This is a genomic window from Pedobacter insulae (genome assembly GCF_900113525.1).
GTDB classification, from domain to species: Bacteria; Bacteroidota; Bacteroidia; order Sphingobacteriales; family Sphingobacteriaceae; genus Pedobacter; species Pedobacter insulae.
Window position 1 is genome coordinate 316917 of the sequence record NZ_FOPP01000001.1, and the last position, 21317, is coordinate 338233.

Genomic DNA, 21317 nt, shown 5'->3' on the forward strand with positions numbered 1-21317 from the left:
ATTCTTTTGGGTAACCTAATTTTCCGGGAGTGGCTGCAACCGCTCTCGGTTTTTTTACCCTTTTGTGTGAGGTATAATTTATGGCATTACTGTAATTCTCCTTCCTGCTACTTTAAAGTGAATATTTCCGGTTAATTCAAATTTTCTAATTACTTCGTCCAGGTTCTCCGATCTTGGAGTGGCGCCGCCCAAGGTTTTTTTCTTCAGGCTTTCCTGGGTAAATACCACTTCCACATTGTACCATCTGGCTATTTTTCGCATAATACTACCAAGCTCCTCATCTTTTAAAATAAAGTAGCCATTTTTCCAGGCTAAAGCAGCTTCTATATCGGCCTGGCCTACGCTTAAACCATCCTGGTCCAATAGCGTTTGCTCACCTGGCTTTAATATTTGCTGTTCCTCATTAGCTGTTACGGCAACGCTGCCCTCAATAAGCGTGGTAACGGTTTGGGGCTCATCTGCATAGGCGTTCACATTAAAGTGTGTTCCCAGTACTTTTAAACGCTGCCCATTGGTGTTTACAAAAAATGGTTTTTGCTTGTTATGGGCTACTTCAAAATACCCTTCGCCGGTAAGCGATACCTCTCTGTCGGCGGCTAAATCAAAACTGGCCGGGTACTTTAAAGAGGAGTTTGCATTTAGCCAAACGTGAGTACCATCTGGAAGTATAATTTTGTATTGTCCGCCCAGCGGGGTTTGTACCGTATTATAAGCCGGTGTTTCTGTTGTACTACCTGCATCCGCTGCCGATGCATCGTAAACCAATTGTCCGTCTTTGGTTTTGGTAATCTTAATCCCGTTTTGCTCTAGTACCAGTCCGTTTTCTAAATCGGTAAGCACTATTTTTTTGCCATTTGCCAGCGTAAGCACGGCCTTATTACTTCCCGGAGCAATGGCGGCTGCGGCTAAGTCGGTTTTTTGTTCAGCTGTCTTTTCCCGGTTGTTATACTTTAACAGGGTGATAGAAGCCACGATGATCAGTGCGGCCGCGGCTCCCATCAGGCTATAAACTAGTTTTCTTGTGCCTGTCTTTTTAGGTTCGGCTTTGAAGCGGCTGTCGGCAATAATCTGCTGGTACAGCAATGCCGATTGAAGTGCTGAAAACGATTGTTCTACCGGTTGGCTATCCCAGATCTTTTCCATAAAGGCATACAGTTCTGCATCATGATTGGAAGCTTCAATGGCATCCATTAACCGGTGATGATCTTCTTTGCTAATCGTGTTAGCGAGATAGTCGGTTATTAAAATAGGTATTTCTTGCTTTGTCATGGGTATAGTTTAAGGAGCGCTATATAGGTAATACCCGCCAGCGGGCAACAATAACTAGTGGGTAGTGTTTTTTTTAACGATATTTTCGTTAATATTGGCAACAGATAATGAAGGGTTTTCATGATACTGGGTAAACATACTGAAGTAGAACTTATTTTGGGCCTCCGGAATAGCGAAGAGCCGATGTTTGCTGTGGTGTTTAAAAATTACAAGGCCAAGTTATATAGTTTTGCCTGGCGTTTTCTAAAGAATAGGGAACTAAGCGAAGAGATTGTCCAAGAAACCCTCCTCATTCTCTGGTCGCACCGTTTGGAGCTGCGGGAAGATTTACCTTTAGGGCCGTATCTTTATACCATTGCCCGCCGGCTAACACTAAATGCTTTGCGAAACATGGCAACTGCTGCCGCGGCCCGGGAAAAGCTCTGGATAAATTTAAGTGATGCGCATAATGAAACAGAAGAAGCCATTATGCTTGCAGACCTCAATGATTTTATTGAAAAGGCAGTGGCCACTTTGCCGCCAAAGCAGCAGCAGGTATTTAAGTTAAGCCGCTATGGTGGTAAAAGCCATGAGGAGATTGCTGCCGAACTAAATATTTCTAAAAATACAGTCAACAACCATTTAGTGGAGGCGCTGAAAAATTTGCGCGGACAGGTGAAGGGCTTGGGAGTGTTGGCTTGTTTTCTTTTCGTTTAAAGTATTTTTTCTTTCAGTTGATGAGTTTTTATGGAATAATTGCGACGTAAGTTCCGTCATTGCGAAGTTTAGGGCGTCATTGCGAGCGCAGCGAAGCAATCTCCCCGTCATTGCGAGGTACGAAGCAATCTCGCGACCAGATTGCTTCGCTACGCTCGCAATGACGGGACGCCAGGAATAGACGCCACTGACGGACGCACTAAGAACGCCACGTAAGGACGCCCAGTAAGAATGCTATGTAGGGAAGTCAAGTAATGGAAGCTACGTAACGGAAGCTATGAATGAGATTACTTCGCTATAAATAAAGAGCTACGTCGTCATTGCGAGGCACGAAGCAATCTCACGACTAGATTGCTTCGCTACGCTCGCAATGACGGACGCCAGGAATAGACGCCAGGAATGGATGCCACGTAAGAACGCTGCTGAGGGATGCTACGTAAGGACGCCCAGTAAGAATGCTATGTAGGGAAGTCAAGTAATGGAAGCTACGTAACGGAAGCTATGAATGAGATTACTTCGCTATAAATAAAAAGCTACGTCGTCATTGCGAGGCACGAAGCAATCTCACGGCTAGATTGCTTCGCTACGCTCGCAATGACGGGATTTCGTATAAGAACTTTACAATGACGAATAAAATACCATTAAGGGGTATTTTACCCCCTGTCGTGTGAAAAGTCGTACGTAAAAGTGTTAGATTTCACAAAAAGTCGTTCATAAAAGTGTTGAGTTTCACAATAAGTCGTACGTAAAAGTGTATATTTGTGTATGAATAGAAGTCAATTTGCGTTTCTAGAAGAATGGAAAGCCTCTAAAAACCGTAAGCCTCTCCCTTATTAGAGGGGCAAGGCAGGTAGGCAAAACTTGGCTAATGAAAGCCTTTGGTAAGGAGGCGTATAAGCAATGCGTATATATTAACTTTGAAAGTAATAGTCGACTAAAAGGAATCTTCGAAACCGACTTTAACATACAGCGAATATTGCTTGCTATACAGATTGAGACAAACATCACCATCGAGGCACATCATACGCTTTTGATCTTTGATGAGATACAAGAGGCGCCAAGGGGACTTACGGCACTCAAATACTTTTACGAAAATGCACCTGAATATCATATTGTTTCTGCAGGCTCTCTACTAGGGGTGGCAATGGCAAAGCATACGTCTTTCCCTGTGGGCAAGGTTGATTTCCTTAATCTCTATCCCTTAAGTTTTAATGAGTTTATGCAGGCTTTGGGTAAGGGAAGATTTTTAGACTTATTGAATACTGGCGATTGGGAGATGGTTAAGCAATTCAAAAATGAATATATAGAATTGATTAAGCAATATTATTATGTAGGAGGGATGCCAGAGGCGGTACAATCATTTATGGAAAAACAGGACTTTGCTAAGGTAAGAGAGATACAGAAAAAGATTTTGATGGCTTATGAACAAGATTTTTCTAAACATGCCCCGCATGAAATTGTTCCGAGGATAAGAATGCTCTGGAATTCTATACCTGCGCAACTTGCGAAGGAAAATAAAAAGTTCATTTATGGTATCCTTAAACAAGGAGCGCGAGCCAAAGACTACGAACTTGCCTTATCATGGCTTATAGATTGTGGGCTCTTGCATAAAGTAAATCGGGCCACAAAACCTGCGCTCCCGTTAAAAGCATACGAAGATTTTAGTGCCTTTAAGCTTTTTTTGGTTGATGTGGGCTTGTTAGCAGCAATGGGTAACCTCGACATCAAGACTTTACTTGGCGAACTTGGTGTTTTTGAAGAGTTTAAAGGCGCACTCACCGAGCAATATGTGTTACAGCAATTAATAACTTCTATTCCAGCTATCGATGTGTATTACTGGTCTGCCGAGAATGCAAGAGCCGAGATTGATTTTTTAGTGCAGTTAAAAGGATTAATTATTCCGATAGAAGTAAAAGCAGAAGAGAATCTTCAATCGAAAAGTTTACGGGCATTTTATCAGAAATATGAGCCACAAATTTCTGTGCGTACTTCTATGTCCGATTTTAGAAAAGAGGAGTGGTTGGTTAATGTGCCACTTTATGCAGTTAGTAAATTTCTTTTGAATTTGTAAATGAAGGTATGATCAGATTGTCCCGTCATTGCGAGGAGCGTAGCGACGAAGCAATCTCCCCATCATTGCGAGGTACGAAGCAATCTCACGACCAGATTGCTTCGCTACGCTCGCAATGACGATTTTTTGTTAATTGCGACGGTTATAGTTCCGTCATTGCGAGGTACGAAGCAATCTCACAGCTAGATTGCGTCGCTGCGCAATGATTATTTCAGTGATTTCAAAATGGCCTCAAGATCTTTGTCAGAAATAGATTCTTTATCAGCTTTATCATATATAGATAGTAAATAAATTTCTTCCCCTCTGATGCAAACATTCGTAATCAATCTTGCGCCACCAGATTTGCCTTTGTTTTTGCTTTTAACAGCAATCCGGATTTTGTAGCAATTATTTTCCCAGATTTACTCCTTGTGTTGGATTTCTTTGAAGATCTAGTACTGCCGAAGCTACATCGGCTTTAGCCGAAGCATATTTTTTACATAAAGATTTAAACTCTTTGTTAAATAATCCAGAGGTTAATACTTTATATTTCACTAAGCAAGTCGTCGAAAGTTTTTAACTTCACTTTGCCAGCTTTAGCTTGGTTAACTTCCTCAACAGCGTCTTTAAGCTTTAAAAGATAAGCTTCCTCAGATTGAGCTTCTGGTTCTACGGATTTAATTTTCACCCCTTTAATGCTTTTAAGCACATCAAGTATGGAGAAAGCTTTCTCGCCGTTTATTTCTAATGTAACTTGCATTTCATGGTCAATTTATTACAAATATAACAAATACTTAGCCAATATAAAACAGGCTAGTTTAACTAGGTGCTTGTTGAGGAAGTACTAGCACGAAGCAAAGCAATCTCACGACCAGATTGCTTCGCTACGCTCGCAATGACGGACGCCAGGAATAGACGCTTCGTAAGCACACCTCGTAAGAACGCTATGTAAGGGAAGCTATGAATGAGATGGCTACGCTGCGCTATATATAAAAAGCTATGTCGTCATTGCGAGGTACGAAGCAATCTCACGACCAGATTGCTTTGCTGCGCTCGCAATGACGGACGCCAGGAATAGACGCTTCGTAAGCACACCTCGTAAGAACGCTATGTAAGGGAAGCTATGAATGAGATGGCTACGCTGCGCTATATATAAAAAGCTATGTCGTCATTGCGAGGTACGAAGCAATCTCACGACCAGATTGCTTTGCTGCGCTCGCAATGACGGACGCCAGGAATAGACGCTTCGTAAGCACACCTTGTAAGAACGCTACTGTGGGACGTATGTAAGATCGCCATGCAATTACGTTCTACCAAGTAATTCTAAAGTGTCATTTTAATATTACTTGGACAATTGCTATCTTTGATTTATGATTAAACGCAAAATGCAAGAACAATTAGCTGTATTGCTCAATACATTTCCAGCAGTTGCTTTATTAGGTCCACGGCAAGTGGGAAAAACTACCCTTACCAGTGAATTGCTCAAAAATAGTTTGCAGGAAGTTGTTTATCTTGATCTTGAAAATGATGCGGACATTGCACGAATGAGCAATCCCGCTTTCTTGTTCGAACAATATAAAGATGCTTGTATCGTGCTGGATGAGATTCAGCGCATGCCAGATTTATTCCGTCAGTTAAGGCCTATAATAGATCAACATAGAACTGTGGGTAGATTTATACTTACTGGTTCTGCGTCACCATCGTTGGTTAAGGGGGTTTCCGAATCTTTAGCTGGTCGCATTGCTTTTGCTGAAATGGCTCCGGTGAACCTGTTGGAGGCAATTGATAGCGGCATTTCTATAGAGCAGCATTGGTTTAGGGGAGGTTTTCCTACTGCCTTAACAAGCGCTAGCGATCAGCAATTTTCGCTATGGGCAGAGAATTTTATCAGGGCGTATATAGAACGGGACCTTAATTTACTTTTTGGTGTTAGCCTTTCTGAAGTACTTATTCGTAATTTTTGGTATATGTTAGCTGCAAATACGGGGAGCATTTGGACTGCAGAAAACTATGCGAGATCGTTAGGTGTTAGTAGCCCGACCATAAAAAGATATCTAGATTTTATGGAAGGGGCTTTTATGGTTCGGCAATTGCCTGCATGGTACATCAATGTTGCAAAACGGGTGGTAAAAGCACCCAAGGTTTATATTCGAGATAGTGGTTTACTCCATCAGTTAAACCGGATTAAAAGTAGTGCCGATCTTCCTTTAAGCCTAATTGTTGGCGCTTCCTGGGAAGGTTATGTTATTGAACAAGTCTACCAGCTGAAACCTAGACGACTAGATATGTATTACTATCGGACTCAAAATGGGGCCGAATGTGATGTTATATTAGTAGATGGACTTAAGCCTGTTGTCGCTATTGAAATCAAATATGCCGCAGTTCCTTCTCTTTCTAAAGGCTTTTACAATGTATTGGATGATTTAGCGATCGAAAAGGCCTTTGTGATTACTCCTGGCGAGAAGCATTACGCTTTGGATAGTAAAACAACAGTTAGCGGGCTGCAATTTTTCTTGGAAAATATATTAAGCGAGCTGTAGCCACCGAGGTGTTATTGCAACTCCCGTCATTGCGAGCGCAGCGAAGCAATCTCACGACTAGATTGCTTCGCTGCGTTCGCAATGACGGGACGCCACGTAAGGACGCCACATAGGGACGCTATGAATAAAATTACTTCGCTATATATAAAAAGCTATGTCGTCATTGCGAGGTACGAAGCAATCTCATGACTAGATTGCTTCGCTACGCTCGCAATGACGGGACGCACTTTACGCAATGACGGACGCTACGCAACGATGCCCCGTAAGAACGCTTCTTAAGGACGCTACGGAGGGACGCCACGTAAGGACGCCACATAGGGACGCTATGAATAAAATTACTTCGCTATATATAAAAAGCTATGTCGTCATTGCGAGGTACGAAGCAATCTCATGACTAGATTGCTTCGCTGCGCTCGCAATGACGGGACGCTAAGGAGGGATGCCACGTAGGGACGCTTCGTAAGGAAGCTATGAAACGGACGCTATGAATGAGATTGCTTCGCTGCGCTCGCAATGACGGGACGCACTTTACGCAATGACGGACGCTACGCAACGATGCCCCGTAAGGACGCCCCGTAAGGATGCCACGTAGGGACGCTTCGTAAGAACTCCACGTAAGAACTCCACGTAAGAACTTCACGTAAGAACGCCGCCCTTCCAACTTCACGTAAGAACGCCGCCCTTCCAACCCCACACCCTCCAACCCACCCAACCCCAACCCCCAACCCCCTCCAGCCCCCCTCAACCCCTTCCTCGCAACAAACTCCTTTTACTACGTAAAATATTTCCGTATGTTTGTTTATTAAACCTACAGCTACCACTTTATGAAGTTTAAAAGAATTTACCTTTTGTTGTGTTTCTTTACCTTGCTCTTTGCCACACCGGTGCTGGCGCAAACAAATTATGCCGATGTAAAGGTTGATGATTTAACGGATACGCAGATCAGACAACTGATACAGCGTGCCGAATCTATCGGTTTTGATGATGCACAGCTCGAGCAAATGGCCGCTGCGCAGGGAATGAAAGATTCGGAAATCAGGAAATTACGCCTTCGGGTAGAGAAAATAAGGAAACTGGACGGGGACAAAACCAAGCCGAACTCAGATTTTAAAGACCTTAAAACAGCCGATCGCTCGCGCACTTACCAAGATAAACCGGGCGATACTACCAAAAAGAAAGACAAAGACTTCGAACAGTACTCTCCCAAAGAGGAGCTTCGCCTGCAAATGCAAGAGCTTTTCGAAGGCTTAAAACCTAAAATATTCGGGGCCGACCTATTTAAGAATGGCGAAATAACTTTCGAACCCAACCTGCGGATGGCTACCCCAAGAAGCTATATCATTGGGCCCGATGATGAACTCCTCATAGACCTTACCGGCGATAATGAAAAGGATTATCAATTGAAAGTTAGTCCCGATGGTACCATTAGAATGGAGTATGTGGGCTTAATAGCCGTTGGCGGATTATCGGTAGAACAAGCCGCTGCCAAAATTAAAAGGGCTATGACCCCAACTTATCCCGCTATGCGCAGTGGACGTACAAATGTGGCCGTTAACCTCGGCAACATCCGCAGTATCAAAGTGGTGTTAACAGGTGCCATTGTAAAGCCCGGAACATATACCTTGCCCTCGCTCGCCACCGTTTTTAATGCGCTGTATGCGTCGGGCGGACCGAGCGAAAACGGTTCCTTCCGTAATATCCAGGTAATCCGCAATAACCAGGTGGTGAGTACCATAGATACGTACGACTTTTTACTGAACGGGATCCAGAAAGGCAATATCCGTTTACAAGATCAGGATGTGATCCATATTCCCGTTTACCAAACCCGTGTAGAAGTAGCCGGAGAGGTAAAGCGCTTTGCTTTATATGAAACCGTAACCGGCGAAACCTTTGCCGATGTATTGAAATTTGCAGGCGGTTTTAGCAGTGAGGCTTACCGCGCAAAAGTTAAAGTTTTACAAAATACCGCTACCGAGCGCAAGATTATCGACATTGATGCCAATGCATTTAACCAATATAAGCCTAGCAATGGCGATAAGTTTGTGGTAGAGCCTATATTAGACCGCTTTGAGAACCGGGTAGAAATTACTGGTGCCGTATTTAGACCCGGGCAGTTTGAACTCGATAAAGGTTTAACCCTCAAGCAGCTCATCCAAAAGGCCGAAGGCTTAACAGAGGATGCGTTTTTATACCGTGGTTATATCAACCGTTTAAATCCCGATAATAGCCCCGCTTTAATTTCTTTTGATGTATCGAAGATTTTAGACGGCAGCGCAACCGATATACCGTTGCAAAGAGAAGATAAAGTCACTATTTCGTCTATTTTCGATTTAAGAGATGAGTACAAAGTCTCTATCCAGGGAGAAGTACGGGAGCCGGGCGATTACGATTTTGCGAACCAGATGAAATTAGAAGATCTTATTCAAATGGCTGGGGGTTTTAAAGAGGGCGCTACACCAAGCAGGGTAGAAGTTTCGAGAAGGATTAAAAACAGTGATGCCAATTCCGCCTCTGCGCGTACTGCAGAGATCTTCATCATCAATGTAGATCAGAACCTGAAATTATTAGACCAGAAGTTTACCTTAGAGCCCTTTGATATTGTATCCATCAGAAATGCCGAGGGTTATACCGTGCAAAGGCAGGTTAAAATTGAGGGAGAAGTGCTTTCGCCGGGGCCATATACCATTAGCCGTAAAGATGAGCGCATATCGGATATCATTAAAAGGGCAGGGGGCTTAACTTCTTTGGCTTATGCCGATGGTGCTTCGCTTAAAAGACCGGGTACCGAAAAAAGTAATCCAACCAATAAGAATGCGATCGATAATAAAGAAGAGGAAGATAAGAAAATCTTAAATTTAAAAAGAGTGCAGCAGGCGGGCGTGAAGGATACCCTTTCTATCGAGAAGGAAAAGGAGTTAATCCAGTCTGATTTGGTTGGGATCGACTTAACGAAGATCTTAAAGAAACCTAAAGGCGACTGGGATCTTATTGTAGAGGATGGCGATGTGATCAGGGTGCCAAAAATGCTGCAGATCGTTAAAATTACAGGCGAGGTATTAAATCCAAACAGCATTATCTTTAAACCCGGAAGAAATTTAAAGCAGTACATTAACGGTGCAGGAGGCTTTACCACCAATGCCTTAAAGAAAAACGTTTATATCAAATATGCCAACGGGTCGGCCGAGGCAGCCAAGCGCTTTTTGTTCTTCAATAATTATCCGAAAATTAAACCGGGGGCCGAAATCTTTGTGCCTAAGCGTGCAGAGCGGGAACCAATGACCACCCAAGGGTGGATTGCCATTAGTACAGGTTTGGCTTCTATGGCGGCTATTATCATTACATTATTCAGATAGTATTATGTCTCAGGTAAAAAGGGAATTTGAACTTAAAGCAATATTCTTACAAATAAAAGAATGGCGTAGCTATCTTAAGTTAAAGCGTGTAACCTTGTTTGTCGCCCTGTTTTTAGGGATGATCGTTGGCGCTGTGTATGCCTGGTACAAGCCTACTGTTTATACGGCGGTAAGCACTTTTGTATTGGAAGACACGGATAAATCAAGGTCGCTAGGGCAATATGCCAATATCGCTTCTATGGTAGGTTTGGATATTGGCGGGTCTAGTTCGAACGGCATTTTCCAGGGCGACAATATCATTGAGCTTTATAAGTCTCGCAGCATGATTGTGAAAACCTTGCTTACGCATGCAGTATTTAACAATAAGAGTCAGCCATTGGTAGAACGATACCTGGCCATTAACCCGCTTCGTAATGCCTGGGGACAAGTAAAGCCGCTTGGTGATTTAAACTTTAGTAATAGTGGAAAATTGTCGGTGCTACAAGATAGCGTGTTAACCGTGATTGTGCAGGCCATTAATAAAAAAGAACTGGTGGTATCGAGGCCAGATAAGAAGTTAAGTTTAATCAGCGTGGCTTATACGTCTAAAGACGAGCAGTTTGCCAAGGTGTTTAATGATCAGATTGTTAAAAATGTAAACGATTTTTATATCCAAACAAAGGTCAAGAAATCGGCCGCTAATGTAAATATTCTACAGCATCAGGCAGATTCTATCCGTAAATCATTAAACCGTGCACTTACAGGTGTTGCGGCTTCGAATGATGCTAACCCCAATGCCAATCCTGCCCGTCAGGTTTTGCGCGTTCCCTCTCAAAAAAGACAGGTAGATGCCGAAGCAAACAAAGCGATACTAACCGAGCTTTCTAAAAATTTAGAGCTGGGCAAAATTACTTTAAGGCAAGAAACGCCACTCATCCAATTAATAGATGAACCAGTTTTTCCGTTAGAGAAAACTAAATTTTCGATGGTTAAGTTTATGTTGCTTGGGGGACTGGCATTTCTATTAATGGCCACAATTTATCTATTGGGCGCACGCCTTTATCAGCGCATTATGGAATGAAGTCTCAGCGAATATTGGTGATTATCACCTCTGCCATTTATATTGGTACAAAAGGAGAAAGCTTGGCAAGCCCTTCACCAATTAGAGTAGAACGGATTAAGCAAACCTTATTGCATCTTGCTTCAAATGGTTTTCGCCATATCGCTATTGTAGACCAAACCATTCGGGATGTTGCACAGGTGCAAGCGCTATTTGCCGAAGCGCTAACTATTTTAAATGGTGCCTACGGTGTTAACGAAACTGCCTTGCTTGCCAATGAGTATGCAGTGAACGGACCCTCTAGACTCGAAGCAGCACTTTTATTCCATTCCCTTCCGCAACTCGAAACGCTACTGTCTAATTTTGATTATGTAATGAAGTTAAGTGCCGGATACCGCGTTAAAAACATTCAACAAATTATCAGCCAGGCCCAGCATGGGGTAGTGTACAGAATGGGTAATCCATTGAGGCAGGAAATCAGGTTTTGTTTAACAAGCTTTTACCTCATCCCCGCTAAACATTTTGTGGCGCTCTGTCGTTTCTTCTATGCACATTTGCCAACTATGTGCCACCAAAAGCCTTTGGAATATTATATGTACTGCTATGTAAAAACGACCAGCCACCAACCAATAAAGCTAAATTACCCCCAGTTGGAAGCTCATTTTCTCTCTTCGTCCCGAAGCTCCAATGATTTAGATTATAGGGTTAAAGAGCTTGTTTTTAAAGTGCTCGCTAAGTTAGGGCTATTCGCTTATCAACTAAAATGAGAAGTATTATCATATTGATCGGAAGCAGGGTAGTGAATGGCCTATTTGGTCTGCTGCTATTTGTGATGCTGAAAGAAATGATCAGTATTACCGGCTATAGCAGCTTTTCAAGCAGTTATGCTAACCTTACCTTGCTTTCTACGTTGGCGGGGGGAGTTTTAAGCGGATTATTGTTAAAAAATGCCTTTCATTTGGGTTCTATCTATAAGCATATCATTTACTTCTATACCGCGTTTTTTATGGCCTTAATTATTGTGCCCTTAGAGCTGGCTATTTTACTAAATGTATTTAACCATATCTCCCGCTTTGCCATCTATTTTTTTATCCTGGGCCATCTCATCAGTTCTGTGGTGCTCATCCACTATCAGCTTAACCAGCAGTTTTTAAAAATGACTATCATAGAGATTTTTAGAACAATTTTCCCTTTGGTATTTATGCTCGTGTTAAAGTATAGTTTTCACGTTACGGTATTGTCTATTGATCATGTTATCCTAATAATGGCTTTGGGCAATTTACTGGGCTTCTTTTTTTTTATTCGCATTTGCCGCCTCTCCATCTCGGCAAAAATGGCCTCTATCAAAGCGTATCTATCGGTTAAGTTAAAGTCCGATTTATCGTACGGTTTTAGCTTTGCTTCTTTTAATGCCCTTGCACAGTTAATTATTGTGCGCGATCGCGATCTTATTGTTGCCAACCCCGATGCAGTTCAAAGTTCTAAAGTAGCCTATACGGCAGATCAGTTAACGAAAATTACCAATGGTGTGCTGTTTCCCTTAAACACCAAAGTATCAAGCGAGGTGGGAGGGCTAATCAGAGATGGTAAACAACAGTCGTTTTACCGCCGTCTTTTTAAATATTCCCTGTTCACCTTGGTTGCCGGTAGCATCATTATTGCCGGTATTTTAGGATTTACTTATCTTTACCATCATTTGCGGGTGTTTAATACCATAGATTTGATGGCAGTTGTTTACTATGGGCTGGCGAATACCATTTATTTGGCTTGCCTTATTTATCAGAAACGGTATGATTATAGCAGGTTTAAGCTCCTACCCACGCTTTTATTGCTTGCGGCAGGGATGTTTGCCTTTTTATTAATTGATTTTGTAAAGATCGAATTGAGCTTCTTCTTTGTTTCGGCTACTTTATTCGGATTGTTTTTATGGATTTCGACCTGGTTTTTACCTTCACATAAACTTGTACTAAAGCATTGATCAATTTAACAGCCTATAGAGAAATTAAAGTTGTTGAGCAATTAGCCGTGTTTTTGTTGTGGGCAATTGCCTGCACCATCACTTTGGTTTTTAAGGGCTATTATAACCAAGATCTGGGGGTTTCTGTTTTCGTGATCCAAAGCTTAGAAGGGGTTAAGTTTTTAGAGGCGCTAGAAACCAATTCGGTGATCTTTTGGTTGTTAAGAATTTTGGGCGACAGTTTTGTGTTTAATGGCGATTACCTGCTGCTCATCTATTGCTTCTATATTGTTGTGCAATCTTATATTATCCTGTGTTTAGTGAGGTATGCCGGCTTTTATCATACGGCCTTGGTGATATTGATTGTTTTTTTTACGGTAATTCTTAATCAGATGCGTTTTGGTATTGCCATCAGTTTAATGTTAACCACCCATTTCGATGAAAATGAAAGTCCGGTTAAAAGAGGCTTAATGTGGGTGCTCATTGCTTTGTTCCATATTTTTGTAGGCGGTTTTTATCTTCTCTATCTTGCTACCCGCAAATTCAACTATCTCATTTATGTGTTTGCCGTTGTGGCGCTTATTGGTTATTCGAGCCTTACTATTTTATTGGAAGACAGCAGGTATCTTTATTACCTGGAAGAGGATGCCGCGAGGGGCTCGTTCTCCTTTTTATTGTATTTGGCTATTTATGGCGTGGCATTTATCAACCTCGATTATTTTCACCGGTTGTTTTTCGGGCTGCTTTTAATCATTGCCGGGGCATCTTACAGCCTTGCGTCGGTTAGTTCCCGTTTAAGCGAACTATCTATTATATTTTTATTAGTTATTCTTGCCCAAAAAGAAATTTCTACCTTGGCCAAGTTATTACTACTGTTTTTAAGTGCGGGTTTCTTTTTTTACAGAGCCTACAATTGGTTTGTACTGGGCTTAGTGCCCATGGCGCCTTAATTTTTAATGATACATGATAAACCCTACCTATACCATCCTCGTTAACTCTTCCGATAATTTTGAAGATTGCTGGGATCCATTTTTTACCCTTTACCAAAAATACTGGAACGTTGCCAACGTGCCTATTTTGCTCAATACCGAATTTAAAACTGGCTATCGTTTTGGCAACTTGCCTATTAAGTGTAGTGCTGCCAATGCAGCAAGTCCCGGCCGCAGGTTAAGCTGGAGCGAGTGCTTAATGACCGCACTGCAGCAAATTGATACCGACCTGGTGCTTTACCTGCAAGAAGATTATTTTATCGAAGCGCCGGTAAATGCCGCACTTATTGAAGAAATGGTTAAGATGATGCAAGCCAATGAAGAGATTAAATACATTGGGCTTACCCATTTTGGCAATTTCCCCCCTTTTGCCCCCTGGGCTGCAGACGGTAGGGTGGTAAAGGTGTTAAATTCCCGTTACCGCATCTCAACACAAGCCGGTATTTGGCGTAGGGATACTTTATTAAATTACCTTAAGCCCGAAGAAAATGGGTGGATGTTCGAGATTTTTGGTACGCAACGGGCCAAGCTGCGCAATGAGTTGTTTTTAACGCTTAACCGTGAGGCACCCCCGGCTGTTTTATATACGCATACGGGCATTATTAAAGGTAAATGGCATCCGGCTATGCCGGCTTTATTTGCCAAAAACGGCATTGCGGTTGATTTTGCACGAAGGGGCCTTTACCGCGCCAAGCCTTTTCTATTACGGAAGTTAGAAACAGGCATGAAATTATTGAAAGATCCCTTTGTTTTTTATAAAGGTATGAAAGGCAAATAATGAAAGTTTGGATCATTAACCCTTATGGCAATATCCCTGGCGAGGGCTGGCGCACCTATCGCACTACGTTAATAGCCGATGCTTTTGCCGCTAAAGGGCATGAGGTAATATCGTGGGTGTCCAATATCCAGCACCGCAGTAAGGCAAAGCGAGCCGAAGGTTGGAAAGATGTAGTGGTTAACCCCAACTATTTGATCAAGATTGTACCCTCAACCAGTTACGAAGGGCACATCTCTGTTGCACGAATTAAGTATGAGCGCAATTATGCGAAGAACATAAAGAATTTCGTGGCCCAGCACACCGCTGAGGATCTTAAACCCGATCTCATCATTTTAGGCGAGCCGGCACTTTTTATTGCCGATATTGTTTTAGACATTGTTAAGTATACGCAGGCCAAGTTACTGGTTGATGTGTTAGATTTATGGCCGGAACTTTTTCATATTTTATTGCCAAATAAGCTCGCATTTCTGGGCAAGGTTATTTTCTCGCCCCTTTACTATCGGAGAGACAGGTTGTTCAAAAAGGCCAATGGGGTTATCGCAGTGGCTAAAGATTATCTCGAATTGGCACTCAAAGCAAACCCAGCCTTGCCACATGAGGTGGTTTACATTGGGGTAGATGTGCAGGAGGTGAAAGCACTGCAAGGGGGCACATTTGAGAGTCCTATCCTGCAGCAATTAACCAAGCAGCCTCATGAGATTTGGGTGGTTTACGCGGGCACCTTAGGCCCTAGTTACGATATTAAAACTATTATAGCCTGCGCTCAAATACTGGCAGTAAAAGCACCTTTTGTAAAAATAATTATTGCGGGCGACGGTCCTTTGCACGAGCTTGTGAGCCAACCGCGGGTTAACTTGGTGTATGTAGGCAGTTTGCATACGCAGGATGTGGGTTTGCTATATCAACAATGCGATTTGGCTTTATCCAGCTATGTAAGCGGCTCTACCGTATCCATGCCGTTAAAGGCTTATGATTATTTAGCTGCGGGATTACCGCTGGTTAATTCTTTAGGTCGCGACCTGGGTAATTTTGTGCGGAGTAAAAAAATAGGCCTCCAATACAAAGCCGAAAATGCCCTAGCCATGGCCGAAGCGATTGTAACGCTGGTAAATGATGGCGATTTACGTAAACAAATGAGTGCTAACGCCTTGGCTTTGGCGGTTGATTTTGATGCGGGAAGTCAGCATAAAAAAGTAGTAAGTTTAGCAGAAAAAATTTTAAGTAAAAGCTAACAATTAGGTAATTTGGCATTTGTTTTGTCGGCTTGCGATTGCCTTTATAAATTTGTAGTTTTACTATTATACCTTAATGAATAAAGAGATTAACCTAACAACCTTAACCGTGGCCGATGCCAAGGATATTGCTATCTTACATTTTAAGGCTTTTAAAGGTTTTTTTCTAACCTCATTGGGCGTAAATTTTTTGAAGATATTTTATCAGGGTGTTTTAAAGCACCAGCAGAGCGTTGCTGTTGGCGCTTATACACAAGATAGGGAGCTCATAGGTTTTGCTATTGGCACCAAACAACCACTGGGGTTTTATGGCGCTGTCTTAAAAAAGAATTGGGTTAAACTAGGTTTTTCGGCCTTGCCTAACCTCCTAACCGACCCGAGTAAAATTAAGCGTTTGTTAACCAGTTTAACTACCAAAGCAAATGCCGACTTTCAGCATACGCCTACGTTGTTGTCTATTTGTGTATCAAATTCGCAACAGGCAAAGGGAATTGGGGGTATTGTGCTGGGTGCTTTTGAAGCCGAACTAAAAAAAAATAAGCTCGATACATTGGTATTAGCAACAGATGCGTTAAATAATGAGCACGCAAATAGATTTTATTGCAATAACAATTATATCTTTGTGAAATCTTTTTTGCAAGGAAATAGAGAAATGAACTTATATAGTAAGACACTGCCCCTATGAAAATCCCTTTTTCTCCTCCATTTGTTGATGATGATGTGCTGAAGGAAGTAGCGGATACTTTACGATCTGGATGGATTACCACCGGTCCTAAGGTAAAGGCTTTGGAGCAGGAGATTAATAAACTCACCGGGTGTCAGCAAACTTTATGTGTAAACTCGTGGACATCGGGTGCTATCCTTACTTTAAAATGGCTGGGGGTTAAAGCGGGCGATGAAGTGATTGTACCTGCCTATACTTATGCGGCTACGGCATTAAGTGTAATTCATTGTGGTGCCACACCAATATTGGTTGATGTTCTTCCTGATTTTAATATAGACCCGGCTGCGGTGGCAAAGGCGATTACTGCCAAAACAAAAGCTATTATTGCGGTAGATATAGCTGGTTTAATGTGCGATTATGATCGGTTAAAAGAAATCGTATCGGCACCCGAAGCGCTAGCGCAGTTTAATGCCGAAAGTGATGTGCAGCAGAAAATGGGGCGTGTGATGGTAATTGCCGATGCGGCACACTCCATCGGGGCAAAATATAAGCATCTTAATTCTGGCGTTTGTGCAGATGTGAATATCTTCTCGATGCATGCTGTAAAAAATATTACTACGGCAGAGGGCGGTGCCATTAGCCTGCACTTGCCGGCTTCTTTTAATGCGCAAGAGGTTTATGAATTAATGCGGTTATGGTCGCTTAACGGACAAACGAAAGATGCTTTTAGCAAGAGCAACGGAAGTGGGTGGCGCTACGATATTTTATTTGACGGTTTAAAAGTAAACATGCCGGATATTTGTGCGGCTATTGGTTTAGCGCAGATTAAAAAGTATAACCATAATTTAATTGTTGAGCGCAAACGCATTGCCCAACAATACGAAGCTTATTTTACCAGCCGGTCTTGGGCACAGCTTCCCATACTTAAAGATGAGCATCGCGAAACCTGTTACCATTTATATGCCTTGCGCATTGTTGGGATCACCGAAATTGAGCGGGATGAAATGATTGCGCATATTGTAAAGCTAGGGGTTGCGGTAAACGTGCATTTTTTACCCTTGCCAATGCTTACAACGTTTAAGAACAAAGGTTTTGATATTAAGGATTTCCCGGTTTCTTATGATAATTATGCCAGAGAAATCTCGCTACCTATATACCCTCAACTTACTACCGAACAGGTTAATTTTATCTGTTCTGCGGTAGAAGATTCATACCATACTGTAAAGGCTAGTGAAAAGATTGCTTGATGTACTGATCGCTTTTATTGGCTTGCTCTTACTACTTCCCTTTTTGTTGTTGTTAAGTATTTTTATTCTCCTTAGTTCAAAAGGCCCGGCGCTCTATAAACAAAGTAGGGTTGGCCAGTTTAACCGCGACTTTAAGTTGTTAAAATTCCGCACCATGTATCCCAATGCCGAAAAGGATGGTTTATTAACCTTGGGCGACAGGGATGAAAGGATTACGCCGATTGGGTATTTTTTGCGCAAGTTTAAGTTAGATGAATTGCCGCAGTTAATTAACGTGCTAAAGGGCGACATGAGCCTCGTTGGTCCGCGGCCAGAAGTACGTAAATATGTGAACTTGTATACTCCTGCGCAATTAAAGGTATTAGCTTTAAAGCCGGGCATTACCGATATGGCTTCTATCAAGTATGTAGACGAGAATGTTGTTTTGGCGCAGTACGATGATCCGGAGCAGGCCTACATCAAGCATATTATGCCCGATAAGATCAATATCAATCTACAATCCAGCCACCTCAGCCAATCGGCCTGGGGCTCTTTAAAAATTATTGGGTACACGGTAAAGTCTATTTTGGCAAAGTAAAGTGTCCTTGCGACTCCCGTCCTAGCGTAATTCCGTCATTGCGAGCGCAGCGAAGCAATCTAAGTCCGCACTTGGTTATTCGGTCAATCGCCTTGCGAAATCCCGTCATTGGGTAGTCCCGTCATTGCGAGCGCAGCGAAGCAATCTAGTCGTGAGATTGCTTCGCTGCGCTCGCAATGACGATAAATAGTATATCAATCTCAAATTGATCTGACTTATAATGCTAATTTTAACCAAACCTAAAAGCGGTAGCCATGATCTCTTGTTGCCCTCGTGGGATTTTCATTTTTTTTGCCACCTCTTTCCAGGTGCCCACAGTTTTTTTTACCTCGCCAAAAATATGGTCCATTTGCTGCTGGTTCAACCTGAAATATTCTCCCACCTGAAATGCAAGGTCGAAATCTAACGCATTACTGTTGCTATCAATGGTTAGTGCCAGCCCCTGTTTGTCGATTGATGGATTGATGTCGAATGCAGGGGACAGCTTCCACCCCCCGGGTGTCAAAAGGAAACCATGGTTTCTCAAGTGGTCATCGGTATTGGATATCGCGATGTTGAAAATAATCCTTCTCCATAATTGTTGGAGGTCTTTTTCTATGTAGGCACCATTGCTCTGAATAAATTCTGCGATGTCCAGATAACCCACGTCTTCTGATATTGCACCTTCTCTATTGCCAGTCATAGTCATTGCCGATGAGAAATGGATGCGCTGTTTTCCGTGGCGATCAAAACGTTTTGTCGAAAACGTGCCGTATGTTCCGGCAATATAATCAAGCTTACTTTCTGCCATTTCGATATTTGTATTAATGGCAAGCTCATAGGCAAGGAATTCCCATGCCCCTTTATCTATTGTGTCGTTTTTGGAGGGAAATTTGGCAATCCATAACTGTCCATTTTCATCAAGGATATTTGCTTTTGGTCTTGCCCCTCCTAGTGATGAACCAGGTGCAATTAATATTTCAAGCCATTCTTTTATATTCTCGTCATTCTCATTTTTTTCAAAACGATCGGCACTGTCCTGTAATTCTCTTAGATGTGCCCAGGGTGGTGTTGGTCTGTCATGGTTGTCATCAAGGAAAGGCCCATTTCGATCAAGTTTGAAGCGAAGGGCACCCATTCTGCTTTCATCATTTACGCCCAGTAGAAAATCGATATCATATAGCGTTGGTGCCGTTTTTTTATCTGCTCTCGCAAGGTCGGCAGCACGCCTTTTCATCAATGTCCTTCCCCAGGTGTCGGGCATGGAATCCATAAACACACCAAAATTTTCCTTACCCGAGGGGTATTGAGGTCCAGAAAACTGTCCCAGATCAGGGTCAAGCAGAAAAAAATCAGCACTTTTTATCCATTGTGGGTGATATTCAAAGCTGAATGCTTTTTTGCCTTTGGCCAGTGTAGCGGTCAATATTCCAATTTCTCTCGGTTCTGCCATAGGCGCCCAGTGGGCGTAGATGTAGATGTCTGTTTTATCAGCCATTATCTGTCTGGGCTAGAAGTTGTAGATCCTGAAGTTTACGGCCAAACTCATCGTCGCTAGCCAATTTGTAGAAATCATCCTGTAAGTTCATTGCCCGAAGGACGTTGAAATACGCACCTATGGATACATTAGGACTTCCTTTCTCTATGCTGGTGAGGGTATTTCTGTTCAGCCCTGCCCGTTCGGCAATTTGGAGAATGGTTAATCCCCTTCGTTTTCTCGCCAGCTTGATATTCTCTCCTAAGATTTGGAGAACCTTTTGATGCTTAGGAAATAGGATTGGTTTTTTAGTTCTCATTGCTTAATATTTTAGGCATAGTATTCAAATATGCTGATAATATCTAGCAATTTAAAATTTAATTTATTTTAGCCCCTCATGGGATGAGGGTTGATACAAACTATCCGGCGGTGCGTTGTCATAACCTTCGTCATTGCGAGCTGTAGACTGCTGCCGCTATCGGCAAGAAGTAGGTGGTTTTGTATATTTTTGTCATATCTTTGCCGATATCGGCAAAGATGCAGGTAAAATATATGAACTACATTTCAGTAAGTGAATTTGCGAATAAATGGGGATTGCCAGAAAGAACTGTGCGTCATTATTGTGCTACGGGCAAGATAAATGGAGCTTTCTTGACGGGTAAGACCTGGAATATTCCAGCAGATGCTACAGTCCCTGACAAAGAAAATAAGAAAAAGTTCAGCGACAATATATTGCTTAATCAATTAAAGGAGCAAAAGGAGATGAGCTTAAAAGGCGGCATTTATCATCGTACTCAAATTGATTTGACTTATAATTCTAATCGTATTGAAGGCAGTAGGCTTACGCAGGAGCAAACGCGTTTTATCTTTGAAACCAATACCATTGGAGCTTCCGAAAACAATATTAATGTAGATGACATCCTAGAAACCACTAATCATTTCCGGTGTATTGACTTAGTAATCGATAAAGCTAAGGCTAAACTTAGTGAAGCATTGATTAAAGAATTACATTTTTTATTGAAATTTGGCACGTCGGATAGTAGAAAAGATTGGTTTAAGGTTGGCGATTACAAAAAGCTCCCCAATGAAGTGGGAGGTAATGAAACTTGTCACCCTAAAGAAGTAACTACCAAAATGAAGCAACTGCTTTCTGATTACCATCTGCTTGAGCGAAAAACCTTTCAGGATATTATTGCCTTTCATCATGATTTTGAGTTAATTCACCCCTTTCAAGACGGCAATGGACGTGTTGGCAGATTGATCATGTTTAAAGAATGTTTGGCAAATAATATAACTCCATTTATTATTGAGGAAAATTTAAAACTATTTTATTACAGGGGCTTGCAAGAATGGAACCATGTAAAGGAGTATTTACTAGACACCTGTCTTTCTGCTCAAGATAATTACAAGCATATCCTAACTTACTTCGAGATTCCTATAGTTGATGAGGGTTGATACAAACTATCCTGC

The 21317-nt window shown here is 42.2% G+C and carries 19 protein-coding genes; 14 read left to right on the forward strand and 5 right to left on the reverse strand.

All coding sequences use genetic code 11. The features are described from left to right. Nucleotides 1–78 precede the first annotated feature (78 nt). Nucleotides 79–1269 (reverse strand): FecR family protein, encoded by a 1191-nt coding sequence (locus tag BM207_RS01420; protein WP_090991770.1) that lies wholly within the window; start codon nt 1267–1269, stop codon nt 79–81. A gap of 120 nt (nt 1270–1389) precedes the next feature. Here BM207_RS01420 and BM207_RS01425 point away from each other — a divergent pair, with 120 nt between their 5' ends. Next, nucleotides 1390–1965: an RNA polymerase sigma factor gene (locus BM207_RS01425; RefSeq protein WP_090991771.1), complete on the forward strand. Its 576-nt coding sequence runs from the start codon at nt 1390–1392 to the stop codon at nt 1963–1965. A gap of 868 nt (nt 1966–2833) precedes the next feature. Further along, nucleotides 2834–4036, forward strand: a complete 1203-nt coding sequence (locus BM207_RS01430) for an ATP-binding protein (protein ID WP_218155007.1) — start codon at nt 2834–2836, stop codon at nt 4034–4036. 387 nt (nt 4037–4423) lie between these two features. On the opposite strand, the gene BM207_RS19235 is transcribed toward BM207_RS01430, so the two are convergent. Together BM207_RS19235 and BM207_RS01440 are read right to left on the reverse strand one after the other, a co-directional pair. Continuing rightward, on the reverse strand, nt 4424–4570 hold the full coding sequence (locus BM207_RS19235) for a hypothetical protein (RefSeq protein WP_245768003.1): 147 nt from the start codon (nt 4568–4570) through the stop codon (nt 4424–4426). Then, entirely contained in the window at nt 4560–4775 is a 216-nt protein-coding gene (locus BM207_RS01440; RefSeq protein ID WP_090991772.1) for a hypothetical protein, read from the reverse strand. The genes BM207_RS19235 and BM207_RS01440 overlap by 11 nt, the downstream gene beginning before the upstream one ends. Before the next feature lie 625 nt (nt 4776–5400). On the opposite strand from BM207_RS01440, the gene BM207_RS01445 reads away from it, so the two are divergent. The 11 genes from BM207_RS01445 (at nt 5401) to BM207_RS01500 (ending at nt 18391) form a co-directional block, all read left to right on the forward strand. Then, nucleotides 5401–6555, forward strand: a complete 1155-nt coding sequence (locus BM207_RS01445; RefSeq protein ID WP_177217029.1) for an ATP-binding protein — start codon at nt 5401–5403, stop codon at nt 6553–6555. Between the two features lie 824 nt (nt 6556–7379). Next, nucleotides 7380–9908, forward strand: coding sequence for an SLBB domain-containing protein (locus BM207_RS01455; protein WP_090991775.1), 2529 nt, complete (start codon nt 7380–7382; stop codon nt 9906–9908). 4 nt (nt 9909–9912) lie between these two features. Next, complete coding sequence (locus BM207_RS01460) at nt 9913–10968, forward strand: GumC domain-containing protein (protein WP_090991776.1); 1056 nt, start codon at nt 9913–9915, stop codon at nt 10966–10968. After that, nucleotides 10965–11714: a hypothetical protein gene (locus BM207_RS01465; protein ID WP_090991777.1), complete on the forward strand. Its 750-nt coding sequence runs from the start codon at nt 10965–10967 to the stop codon at nt 11712–11714. The genes BM207_RS01460 and BM207_RS01465 overlap by 4 nt, the downstream gene beginning before the upstream one ends. Further along, the gene (locus BM207_RS01470) at nt 11711–12925 is read left to right on the forward strand and encodes a hypothetical protein (protein WP_090991778.1); all 1215 of its coding nucleotides are present in this window, start codon (nt 11711–11713) and stop codon (nt 12923–12925) included. The genes BM207_RS01465 and BM207_RS01470 overlap by 4 nt, the downstream gene beginning before the upstream one ends. Continuing rightward, nucleotides 12922–13854, forward strand: coding sequence for a hypothetical protein (locus tag BM207_RS01475; RefSeq protein ID WP_090991779.1), 933 nt, complete (start codon nt 12922–12924; stop codon nt 13852–13854). The genes BM207_RS01470 and BM207_RS01475 overlap by 4 nt, the downstream gene beginning before the upstream one ends. A gap of 13 nt (nt 13855–13867) precedes the next feature. After that, complete coding sequence (locus BM207_RS01480; protein WP_090991780.1) at nt 13868–14671, forward strand: hypothetical protein; 804 nt, start codon at nt 13868–13870, stop codon at nt 14669–14671. Continuing rightward, nucleotides 14671–15903: a glycosyltransferase gene (locus BM207_RS01485; RefSeq protein WP_090991781.1), complete on the forward strand. Its 1233-nt coding sequence runs from the start codon at nt 14671–14673 to the stop codon at nt 15901–15903. The genes BM207_RS01480 and BM207_RS01485 overlap by 1 nt, the downstream gene beginning before the upstream one ends. A 76-nt stretch (nt 15904–15979) precedes the next feature. Continuing rightward, on the forward strand, nt 15980–16588 hold the full coding sequence (locus BM207_RS01490; RefSeq protein ID WP_090991782.1) for a GNAT family N-acetyltransferase: 609 nt from the start codon (nt 15980–15982) through the stop codon (nt 16586–16588). Next, nucleotides 16585–17814, forward strand: coding sequence for a DegT/DnrJ/EryC1/StrS family aminotransferase (locus tag BM207_RS01495; RefSeq protein ID WP_090991783.1), 1230 nt, complete (start codon nt 16585–16587; stop codon nt 17812–17814). Before BM207_RS01490 ends, BM207_RS01495 begins: the two co-directional genes overlap by 4 nt. Further along, nucleotides 17798–18391, forward strand: a complete 594-nt coding sequence (locus BM207_RS01500; RefSeq protein WP_090991784.1) for a sugar transferase — start codon at nt 17798–17800, stop codon at nt 18389–18391. Before BM207_RS01495 ends, BM207_RS01500 begins: the two co-directional genes overlap by 17 nt. 229 nt (nt 18392–18620) lie before the next feature. Here BM207_RS01500 and BM207_RS01505 read toward each other — a convergent pair whose 3' ends face one another. Together BM207_RS01505 and BM207_RS01510 are read right to left on the reverse strand one after the other, a co-directional pair. After that, nucleotides 18621–19868, reverse strand: coding sequence for a type II toxin-antitoxin system HipA family toxin (locus BM207_RS01505; protein WP_218155008.1), 1248 nt, complete (start codon nt 19866–19868; stop codon nt 18621–18623). Continuing rightward, nucleotides 19861–20166 carry a helix-turn-helix domain-containing protein gene (locus BM207_RS01510; RefSeq protein WP_090991786.1) on the reverse strand — a complete coding sequence of 102 codons (306 nt, stop codon included), beginning with the start codon at nt 20164–20166 and terminating at the stop codon, nt 19861–19863. The genes BM207_RS01505 and BM207_RS01510 overlap by 8 nt, the downstream gene beginning before the upstream one ends. Before the next feature lie 233 nt (nt 20167–20399). Between BM207_RS01510 and BM207_RS01515 the strand changes: the two genes are divergently transcribed. Then, nucleotides 20400–21302, forward strand: coding sequence for a Fic family protein (locus BM207_RS01515; RefSeq protein WP_090992056.1), 903 nt, complete (start codon nt 20400–20402; stop codon nt 21300–21302). Nucleotides 21303–21317: the final 15 nt, after the last annotated feature.